The 8,711-nt window shown below is 41.0% G+C and carries 9 protein-coding genes; 4 read left to right on the top strand and 5 right to left on the bottom strand.

From position 1 onward, the window contains the following. Positions 1 to 105 precede the first annotated feature (105 nt). On the bottom strand, positions 106 to 546 hold the full coding sequence (gene msrB, locus DCC39_RS18155) for a peptide-methionine (R)-S-oxide reductase MsrB (protein ID WP_116556299.1): 441 nt from the start codon (positions 544 to 546) through the stop codon (positions 106 to 108). Between the two features lie 224 nt (positions 547 to 770). Between msrB and DCC39_RS18150 the strand changes: the two genes are divergently transcribed. Beyond that, on the top strand, positions 771 to 1,769 hold the full coding sequence (locus DCC39_RS18150) for a phenylacetaldoxime dehydratase family protein (protein WP_116556298.1): 999 nt from the start codon (positions 771 to 773) through the stop codon (positions 1,767 to 1,769). Positions 1,770 to 1,924: 155 nt separating this feature from the next. Here the strand turns inward: DCC39_RS18150 and DCC39_RS18145 are convergent, their stop codons facing one another. The 3 genes from DCC39_RS18145 to DCC39_RS18135 all read right to left on the bottom strand — a co-directional run bounded on the left by DCC39_RS18145 (position 1,925) and on the right by DCC39_RS18135 (position 4,907). Beyond that, positions 1,925 to 2,944, bottom strand: a complete 1,020-nt coding sequence (locus tag DCC39_RS18145) for an LLM class flavin-dependent oxidoreductase (RefSeq protein WP_116556297.1) — start codon at positions 2,942 to 2,944, stop codon at positions 1,925 to 1,927. Positions 2,945 to 3,068: 124 nt separating this feature from the next. Then, positions 3,069 to 4,364 carry a purine/pyrimidine permease gene (locus tag DCC39_RS18140; protein WP_116556296.1) on the bottom strand — a complete coding sequence of 432 codons (1,296 nt, stop codon included), beginning with the start codon at positions 4,362 to 4,364 and terminating at the stop codon, positions 3,069 to 3,071. Positions 4,365 to 4,475: 111 nt separating this feature from the next. Beyond that, positions 4,476 to 4,907, bottom strand: a complete 432-nt coding sequence (locus DCC39_RS18135) for a DUF2935 domain-containing protein (protein WP_116556295.1) — start codon at positions 4,905 to 4,907, stop codon at positions 4,476 to 4,478. 174 nt (positions 4,908 to 5,081) lie between these two features. Between DCC39_RS18135 and DCC39_RS18130 the strand changes: the two genes are divergently transcribed. Next, positions 5,082 to 5,321 (top strand): glutaredoxin family protein, encoded by a 240-nt coding sequence (locus tag DCC39_RS18130; RefSeq protein WP_116556294.1) that lies wholly within the window; start codon positions 5,082 to 5,084, stop codon positions 5,319 to 5,321. Positions 5,322 to 5,417: 96 nt separating this feature from the next. Here DCC39_RS18130 and DCC39_RS18125 read toward each other — a convergent pair whose 3' ends face one another. Beyond that, positions 5,418 to 6,368, bottom strand: coding sequence for a LysR family transcriptional regulator (locus tag DCC39_RS18125; RefSeq protein ID WP_116556293.1), 951 nt, complete (start codon positions 6,366 to 6,368; stop codon positions 5,418 to 5,420). Between the two features lie 206 nt (positions 6,369 to 6,574). On the opposite strand from DCC39_RS18125, the gene DCC39_RS18120 reads away from it, so the two are divergent. Together DCC39_RS18120 and DCC39_RS18115 are read left to right on the top strand one after the other, a co-directional pair. Continuing rightward, a complete protein-coding gene (locus DCC39_RS18120) occupies positions 6,575 to 8,053 on the top strand; it encodes an L-lactate permease (RefSeq protein WP_116556292.1) in 1,479 nt (492 codons plus the stop codon). A gap of 341 nt (positions 8,054 to 8,394) precedes the next feature. Continuing rightward, the gene (locus DCC39_RS18115) at positions 8,395 to 8,595 is read left to right on the top strand and encodes a transcription initiation factor TFIIIB (RefSeq protein WP_338066574.1); all 201 of its coding nucleotides are present in this window, start codon (positions 8,395 to 8,397) and stop codon (positions 8,593 to 8,595) included. Positions 8,596 to 8,711: the final 116 nt, after the last annotated feature.

The following is an 8,711-nucleotide window of genomic DNA, read 5'->3' as shown; positions in this document are numbered from 1 at the left end:
GCTGGCCAGTAACAAAGGCTTTCAGCCGTAGAGCAAACCACCCGTTCACACGGGTGGTTTTGATTTAATTTATGATTCTCTACTTATATTATACCCAATTTCTTCTTATTGAAACAAGTCTAAATACTCGCCATATCCTTCTTTTTCCAGGTCTTCTTTTGGAATGAATCGTAGAGAGGCAGAATTGATGCAATAACGGAGTCCGCCTTTATCAACGGGACCGTCAGGAAACACATGGCCGAGATGGGAATTCGCTTTTTGGCTTCTTACTTCAATTCGATGCATTCCGTGGCTGAAGTCTTCTTTTTCATAGACCTCTTCTTTTTTTAGTGGCTTTGTAAAGCTGGGCCAGCCGCAGCCAGCATCATATTGATCTTTTGAGGAGAAAAGCGGTTCGCCTGAAACGATGTCTACATAAATGCCCTCTCTCGTATTATCCCAATATTCATTGCGGAATGGCGGTTCAGTCGCGTCATTTTGCGTTACTTCATATTGCATTTTCGTTAGTCGTTTTTTTAATTCATTTTTATGGTGTGCTTCGCTCATTTATTACACTCCTTTGATTTTTTTACGTATTCGGACCATCGTTTGGAAGACAATTTAAACTACGGTCAGGCATTCAAACCGTTTCTGCAAAAGAAGTCCAGTTTTTAAAAAAGTTTACCGATTTTATTGAATAAAATCAAATGATACTCAAAACATTACATATTACAGTTCAATTTCCTGAATATTCATGCTACATTATTAACTAATAAAGGAGGTTATAATCCATGTCACTAACTGCTTGGACAACAACTTTTTCTTCTGATGCCACTCATATTATTTTTGCACAGTTTGGGATACAAGTAAAAGAAAAAAATCAATCTCTTCAATACGTTAAAACGATTACAGAAAGTTTTCAGCTTCCAAACGGGCCTAATCACTTCGATCTTTCAGTTTTCGTAGATTCAGAATCATATCACAATCATTTGTTTATGGCTTATTGGAAAAATCCCCAAAATTACCAAGCTTGGCTTAATCACCCTCACGTTCAAAAATGGTGTTCAGGAAACCTTATTGACAAACATAGCGAGGTCGGCTTTTTTAGTGAAGTTGCAACCATTCCAATAACCCATTTTGAAACAATCCACTCTAGAAACAACAATGATAGCGGTGTAACAAATTTTACATCGCTTGAAGAGACGAAGACTCATGCATACTGGGGCTCGATGCGAGATCGTATACCTGTATCAGCTAGCAGCGATTTGAAAGGCGAGTATGGAAACAAACTTATATTGAAAGAGAAAGAAACTTTCGGAAAACGGATAAAAGTCATGGCGCCTAATAATCTTTGTTTGATTAGAACCGCCCAAGATTGGTCACATTGTAGTGAAGAACAGAAGAAAACCTATCTAAATTTAATCCAGCCGGCACTGAATAAGGCACATCGTTTTTTAGAAAATCATCCAGACGATACCGGTTGCATTAGTGCGAGGTTAATACAAGAGATTGATTCGGACGGAAAACGACTAGAAAAAACGAGTGTCATTGGTTATTTTCAATCGCTTTACCATTTAGAACGGTGGACCCATGAACACGCAACCCATAAAGCCCTGTTTGGAACCTTTGCTGAAATGTTAAAAAGGCATAATTTTAATGTTGATCTCTCTTTATGGCATGAAGTCTCTGTATTGCAATCCAAGGACTTAGAGTTGGAGTATGTTAACTGCCACCCAAAGACTGGTTTTCTTCCTTTCTTTGAGACAAATGAAGTTAGTATCGTCTATTAATGTAATGGAGGAATTTTGTGAAAAAAATTTCTCTTGGCTGAACCCCCAAACCGACCCTCCAAAGAGAAGGAATGCTGTAACAGGAATTAAATGTTTGCGCGAAAACGAAATATAAACAGTCTAATAAAGGCCAACCATTAAAGAACTGTTCTATCCTATTTTTCGATTGTTCGAGTTTTTAGTCCAAAAGTGTCTGCGAGCAATTCATATGAACGAAGCCTGTGTTCAAATTGATGTGTCGTTGTGACTGCGATAATCTCGTCAGTATCGTATGCAGCCGCAAGCGATTCAATTTTTTCTTTTACAGTTTTTGGGCTTCCGACAATCATTCGTTTTCGGTTTTCTTGTATAAAAGCCCTTTCGTAAGAATTATACTCGTAAGATTGTGCCATTTCAATCGTTGGGGTGCCTCCTGAGCGTTGGCCGTTTGCGGCGAAGAGGAGTGATAAATCAAGGCTGGATGCAATTAAGTCAGCCTTTTCATCGGTTTCTGCACAATAAACAAAAATCGCAACACTTGTTTTTGGCTTGTCTAATAAAATCGATGGCTTGAAATGCTGTTTGTACGCCCGTACCGCCTCTACTCCACCGTCACCGTTAATAAACTGGGCAAACGAAAATGCGGTTCCCTTATGCGCTGCGATGGAGGCACTTCCGTTCGTTGAGCCAAGAAGCCACATTTCAGGAACAGTGTCAATGAGGGGAGTGGCTTTTAGACCTGGGAAACGGTGGTCCTCCGGCACAGTATCTGTTATGTATGCCATCAGATCGTCAATTTGCTTCGGATAATCCGCACGTTGCAATCTTCCTTCCTGCAGGGCCAATGTTGCTCTTGGCATGCCGCCAGGCGCTCTCCCAACGCCAAGATCAATCCGGTTTGGATATAGTGCTTCAAGCATACGAAAGTTTTCAGCGACTTTATATGCACTGTAATGGGGGAGCATGACACCGCCGGAGCCGACACGGATATTTTTCGTCATGGCAGCGAGGTGGGCAATCAATACTTCAGGTGTGGAACCAGCGAGTGATCTGGCATCATGGTGTTCAGATACCCAAAAGCGTTTATAGCCTAAATTTTCAGCTGCCTGCGCAAGTTTTACCGTACGCTGCAACGCTTCTTTTGCATTTGAACCTTGTGCGACAGGGGATTGATCGAGAATGCTAAGTGTAACCATTCTCTTGTCACCTTCCTTTATTTTTCTTATTGCTTACCTCAATTCCTAAACCAACCGCTATTCCGACTGCAATTCCAATTACAATATTATCAAGGGCAAGTCCTAATGCAACGCGTAAGTTTTATTATTCTTTTTCATTTTGAATCCTTTCTTTTATTTTAAATAGCTGTTCGAGTAAGATGCAAACGACAGTACCGAGAATAAGTCCATTATTTGCAAGCAGCATGACAACATTCGGCAAATGTGTGATCGCGGCCGAAGGGATGAAAAGGCATCCGATGCCAACCATAAGCGACAACGAGATAATAAACAATTCCCGTTCTGTCAATTCCAAAGAATGGTATTCTTTTATTCCAAGAGAAGCTAAGCTTGCAATCGTAATAAAAATGACGGCATATCCAACAGGTGACGGGATGTTAGCTGCAATTGATGTAAAAGCAGGAAAGAAGCTGATTATGATAATCAATGCGTTGGCTAATATAAATGGCAATTTCTCCACAGTTCGTGTTGTCAACAAAAACCCGGCGGTTGCCGAGAGGGGAACTGGACCAACTGCACCAAACAAGCCACTCAATCCCTGGTTGATTCCTGCCCAGAAGCTGGAACGGTTAAAATTTTGAATTGATGTTGCACCCGTTTGATTTCGAATGACATTCTCAATAACCGAAACGCTGGCAATTAAATTTGTGAGTAGAAGCATTGTCGTTATCGCAGCGGTTATCACTGTACCGGCCGTGAAATCGGGAATGCCGAATGCGAATATCTTTGGAAGTGCAAGGACGCCGGAATGTTTTTCTAGCGGCTTTGTCAAACCTAGCAAATAAAACAAAAGCCATCCAATGCCTAAGCTCATTAAAATGGAATAGCTTCGTATAAAGGAATAGCGGCTTCTTGAAAGCAAGATTGTTGTAACTAATATTATGATGGCAGGTATCGCAATCTTTGGCTCAACGGAATCTGTTAAATAGCCAACACCAATTACGCCTTTTACAAATGACCCGCCAAGCTGTGCGACGAGCAAAATTAAAAAAGTGCCGGTCACAAGAGGGGTAAATAGTCTTTTAATTTTATCGACCCCCCGAAAAAGCCCGATCAGTATAAAGAGAATTCCGCTTATAAGCATTGTCGCCTCAAGCTGCCTGAGGGCAGCAACCTCTGTAAGTGCCCCTGAAGAAGCCAAACCGGCGTATACAATAAAAATTCCCCACCAAAGTCCGGCAGGCCCCTCGGCGACTGGCAGGTGATGTCCAAATAAAACTTGCAATAGGGCGGCACAGCCCAGAACAAAAAGTGTCCGCTGCAGGAAAGCGGCAATTTCAATTGTAGACAATCCAAATTCTACACCGATTACAATGGGAGCAACAATTGAACCGACTAATATGAAGGCGGCCCATTGCAAGGAAGATAAAAAGATTTTCAATCGAGCCCCTCCTTTACAAAAATGATTAAAAATAGTTTAACACACACTACCATTCAATGGCATTAAATGAAAAAAGCGGCAGCAAATGCTGACGCTTTTCTCTTCGAGCCTTTACGCATGATTATGTCCATATAAAATAACGCGTGCAATGCCGATAAAGTATTCTGATTCTCTAATGATATGATCGAGGATCGTTTTGGCTGTCAGATTATCTTTAGCCACTGAACTATGAACTTTAATTTGACGTAACAGCTCAATAAATTGCATACTCTCCTGTAAGCAAAATGTTACAAGTTGGTTCACCTGCTGCTGGAGTTCTGCATAAACATATTGGCTGCGATTTACCGTTTCTACATAGCTCACGACTTTTTGATGAGTTACCGACAGGGCTTGCTCCCATTCTTTCAGTACATCGACATATTTTTTCTCTAAATTTGGAAGAGCCTCTCGAATGACAACGGTATGCTCTTCTTCCTGCATTTTCCAGAACTCAGCCTCATCCAAAACACGCAGTGGCATTTGTTGGCCATAATAATATTGCATGCCCATCCTCCCTTATTTCAGAAAAATACTCTCCTCTAACTATATGGGGAAATGAGAAACAAATTCATTCTGTTTTCCTATGATAACGATTAGAAATCTGTAATTGATTATGGTGTATCATGGCTTCTATAATCGATATATGATGTGAAATGAATTTTAAAGGAGTTGGGTGTAATGACAAAAGCAGTTTTTTATCACGCCGGTTGCCCAGTTTGCGTAGATGCTGAACAAGTCGTGCTTAGATATCTTGATAAGTCAAAAGTCAATACAGAAATCGTACATCTCGGTAACGATCGAAATCGTATCGAAGAAGCGAAGAAAGCCGGTATTCAGTCAGTTCCTGCCTTGGTGATTGACGGAAACGTATACCATATTAATTATGGAGCAAGTCTTGAAGATGTAAAAAAAGGATAATGAAAAAGAAGGAGGTGCTGGTGCCTCCTTACTTGTTTTTTGTTTATCTTTTGTTTATCTATGTAGACGAATGAAGATGGACAAGAATGAAACTTATCACTGGAAAGAAGGGCTGTCAATAGATATGGTTTCTATCGCGCTTGAGATGCATGAATCAAAACGTTCATTTTTGACAGTATTGATCAATTGTTCCAAAAACACACGGCTGGCCGCACACAAATATTTGTTCTTCCGATAAACGATCCCAATTTGCGTAGTGAGTACCGGGTTTTGAATGGGGATGATACGAATTTGCTTATTATCGAGATAATTAAGATAAGCTTCAGATAGAATCGTAACACCAACGCCATTGCTAACCATATTGATAATCGATTCTATCGTCGTCATTTCAATCACCGGTTTAGGTGCGAATTCAAACGATCGACACTTTTCATTAACCAGTTGCCGAATAAAGTATGTACTCGGCAATAGAACAGATGGAACTTCTTTTAAAATATCAAGGGTCACAAAAGGTTCCTTGGCCACTGGATGATCTGCTGGAGCTGCAAGGGCAAGATTTTCGTTATAGAGCGGGATTGTCTCCAGATCATCGTGTTCCATCGGTAAAAATACAACACCCAAATCAAGTTCGTTTTGCAGAAGCCCATCGTAAATATCCCCTGTCCTCAGACCGAGTACAGATAACTCGATATTTGGATAACTGCGGTGGAACCTGATTACCGTTGGTGGAAGCAAGTAATTGACAACCGTCAGAAGCGCGCCGATTTTCAATGTGCCTCTTTCTAATCCCTGTAGTTCGCTAATCGCAGCACGTGCCTGTGAGAGTTCATGAAATACATTGTAGCCATGCTGCAGCAACGTTCTCCCCGCTTCGGTAATCACCGTTTTTTTGCCGATTCGATCAAATAAGGGGGTGCCGATTTCGTGTTCGAGCAAACGAATTTGCTGGCTTAATGAGGGTTGGGCGATGCCAAGTTTCTCGGCGGCGCGGGTAAAATGCAGTTCACGGCAAAGCACAATAAAGTATTCCAATTGCTTCAATTCCATCGGACTTCCTCCATTCCGTAGAATAATAGGTTATTTCTATCATTATAAACCTAATCATTAGATTTATAGATAAAAAATCAATTATAGATGTAAAAAATGGAAATTGAACATATAAACAAATGTGGATAGGATAGGGAGGAGAATTCTGTCTAATCCTCTTTCGCACTCATTCCCGATTGTCTGATATTTAAAAGTAGGTGTAGGTAATGAATATTGGTTTGGCTTTATTGCCGGTTATCGTGATTTTTATTTTACTTTTCATCTTGAAACAAAGTTCGGTAACCGCTGGATTAATGTCCTATATTATTGCGGTTGCTGTTGCATTTTTTACCCCCGGTTTTTCACTGGGGGTCACATCTCTTTTTCATGCGACCGTAGAAGGGCTGCTTTTGACTTTTATCGTTGCGTATGTGCTTTTATTCGGAATTTGGCTTTTTCATCTGATGAATGAAGCAGGATTAATCCAAACCATTGCTTCCCATATCTCTGTTTCCACGAAGGATCCTGCAAGACAGGCGCTTATTCTTGTGATTGCGTTTTCGCCATTGGTCGAATCCGTTAGTGGTTTCGGGATCGCTGTCATCGTTATCGCGCCGATTTTGATTGCATTGGGATTTGACCGTTTCAAAGCGGCTGTCTTATCGCTCGTAAGTTTGACAGTTGTTCCATGGGGAGCCTTGTCAACAGGGACGGTCATCGGAGCAAATCTTACGAATCTATCGCTGCATTCTCTAGGTGCAGGCACTGCCTTATTGAGCATGCCAATTTTTTTATACTTTACAATTGTTACGGTTTATCTTGTCGGCGGATGTAAGGAAATTAAGAAAAAATGGCTTGAAATTCTTTTAGTATCTGGAGCACTTTTTGGTGCCACTTGGTTTTTTAGCGCCTATGTCAGTGTTGAACTTGCAGGAGTTTTTGCTTCGCTCGCTGCCCTTTCGATCGAAATGCTCTTTATCCGCTTCGGCGAAAAAATAGAAACGGAAGTGGCTGCTTCCGTCGATAAAAAGGACAGCCTTATGAAAGCGTTAAGCCCGTATATCGTTTTAACTGGAATGCTTTTTCTTTCAAGATTAGTTCCTGTTTTTGAAAATTGGTTGAATACGCATGCTGTTTTTGAATGGGAGGCATATGATTTCCGGTTGCCAATGCTTTATTCACCAGGCTTCTTCTTATTGATTACGTGTCTATTCGCCATTATTTTCTTTAATATACGTTTTCAAACAGTAAAAAAATCATTCAAAGGAACGGTAAAACAATGGGTGCCTGTCAATCTATCGATGTTGGGCTTTGTCGCCATGGCAGAAGTCATGTCAAGCTCAGGGATGACGACTTTGCTTGCTGAAGCAGGAGCAGAAAAGCTTGGAGCCGCTTTTGTTCTGCTTTCACCCATTATTGGTGGAATTGGCGGTTTTTTAACAGGAAGCAACACAGGCTCCAATGCGATGTTTATTAAACTGCAAGTTCAAACCGCAAATTATTTAGGTGTATCACCGGAATGGTTAGCGAACAGCCAAAATGCAAGTTCGGGGCATATGACGATGGCTTCCCCATCCCGTGTATTGCTTGGGGCTTCTGTAAGTGGGATCAAGTCTGAAGAAAACAAGATTCTGAAGAAAATGGCTGCCATCGCTTCGATGGCATTATTGATGATTCTTGTAGAAATGTGGCTGATTCATTTTTAGAAAAAGAACTTTGTCGCAAATTGTTCAAAAAATGTTCACGATTTACTTGTTTACGTTTCAAAAAGTTTGTTAATATTAGTTCTAAGTTATTCAAAAGAACATACGATGAAGGACAATAGTAGCTGCTTCCCTCTTCAAGTTGAGGTTCAACAATTTAGCGATCCAGGGATGGTGGGAGCCTGGAGAACGGATCAGCGAAACGGCAGTCCCGAGTTATGGAATGAGTCTTAAAGTGGATGCATAAGATATGCATCAATTAGGGTGGAACCGCGGGTTAACCTCTCGTCCCTAGGCAGCGGGCCTAGTGGCGGGAGGTTTATTTAATTTCTGGGAGGACATGAATGATGAATAATCAAGGAAAAGTCGATGAGTGTCCAAAATGCGGGAGCCGCGAGCTTGGACAAGGAAGGCATTCAGGCTACAGTGCAATGACTCCGGTTGGCGGCATCTTAGGTTCGAATATCATGTATACGATCTGCAGCAAATGCGGTTATATTATTGAGGGTTACGTGACAAATCCGAAAAGATTTAAAAAGCGTTAATACATACATTATCAATAATAGCAAAAATGAGGCAAGTTCAAAGGAGGATAAGTCTGAAATAACTCCTACGGGCAACCACTGAAAAAGAGGGCATAGGAAAACAAGCCATCTATTAA

Origin of the sequence: Pueribacillus theae, assembly GCF_003097615.1 — a bacterium.
Classification (GTDB): domain Bacteria; phylum Bacillota; class Bacilli; order Bacillales; family UBA6769; genus Pueribacillus; species Pueribacillus theae.
Note: the sequence above shows the minus strand (reverse complement) of the source record. Positions and strands in the feature narration are given on the sequence as shown.